Below are 1,374 nucleotides of genomic sequence, written 5' to 3' on the forward strand. Positions count from 1 at the left end.
TAGTCATGGTCGGAAGAAATTCCGACCATTTTTATTTCAAGTTTTAAAGACTTTGGCAGGGTCTCCACCAGCAAAGACAATTAAAATAGCGGTTATCAACTCTCGTAGCTCCATAGCAATGCGTCTTTTGGCAGTTTTGTATCCTAAATCGTTTGCTTTTTTATAAATTAAAAGCAGCATTGAGGCAATCATTGTCATATAAACCATAACCTCAATTCCGTTTTTATTCATAGATACAAGATGGCTTAGATTAAGTTCTTGTTTTAAGAATCTAAAAAATACCTCAATATCCCATCTTTTACGGTAATAATCTGAAATCTCTTTGGCAGAGAGATTAAATTCGTTGGTAAGAAACCAAAATTGTTTATTGTTTTTTTGGTTTTTGATAACCACTAAACGAAATTCAGTTTCTACTTTTTCTTGTCGATAATGTATTTTTTCACGCTTGTTTAGGATAGGAGTTCCTGTAAAAAGCTTCACTTTGCTGTCTTTTAAAACGCTCCAGTCATCCCATTTTAAAGGTTTTACTGTTTCAAGAAAAGATTCAATCTCTTCAAACTTTCGGTTTTCTTTTGATCGAATGATGAATTTTACAGATTTTTCATCAAAATCTTTCATCGCTCGTGTGGATTGCAAACCTCTGTCTATCACATAAATATTACCGTGATGTTCTTCTTTTTTGACTTGCTTTAGGATCGCTTCAGGAAGTGCTGCTTCCTCAGATGAATATTTTTGACCAGTAAAAACTTCTACGCCCGAAGGTAAAATTCCATCAAATGAAAAACTGAATTTTACCAGTTTCTTTCCACTTTTTTGATCTATTCCCTCTTTTAATTTCGTGCAGGTATCAGCAACTATCGTACTATCAACACGTATAAGATTGTATTTTTCGATTTCAGACTTGTCATAAAGTTCAGAAAATCTACCATACATCTGCTGATAAATTTCTTTGAAATAATTAGAATCAATTTTTGAAAGACGTTCAGAAATAGAACTTCTTCGTACTTTTTCATCCTCGTCCAATCCAAACAAAGCCTTGAATCCACTGCTGTTAAAAGTATCTTCTAAAGTTCTTTGACTAAGTTTATCATTATCGAAAATGCAAAATAGAAGCAAATAAAACATTTTCCTACCATGCAATACTTTACTGTAATAATCCACCTTGGTGGTAGCCGAAAGATGGCTTAAAAGCGCTTCTGGAATAAATGATAGAACCTGATTTAGGGAAATTTTGTGATCTTTAAAGTTGGTCATAAATTACTTGTTTACAGTAATAAATATAAACAAAATCATTAAATAAAACAAGAAAAATATTGTTAAATATATAAATAAAAAACAAAAAAAGTCGGAAGATTATTCTTCCGACCATTACTA

1 protein-coding gene is annotated in these 1,374 nt (G+C 31.7%); it reads right to left on the reverse strand.

Translation table 11 applies throughout. The annotated features are described in order from the left end of the window. Positions 1 to 36: 36 nt before the first annotated feature. Positions 37 to 1,254 carry an IS4 family transposase gene (locus tag FNW21_RS16190; RefSeq protein ID WP_144257785.1) on the reverse strand — a complete coding sequence of 406 codons (1,218 nt, stop codon included), beginning with the start codon at positions 1,252 to 1,254 and terminating at the stop codon, positions 37 to 39. Between the last annotated feature and the right edge of the window lie 120 nt (positions 1,255 to 1,374).

The sequence above is a fragment of the Flavobacterium restrictum genome (assembly GCF_007097245.1).
In the GTDB taxonomy this organism is placed as follows: domain Bacteria; phylum Bacteroidota; class Bacteroidia; order Flavobacteriales; family Flavobacteriaceae; genus Flavobacterium; species Flavobacterium restrictum.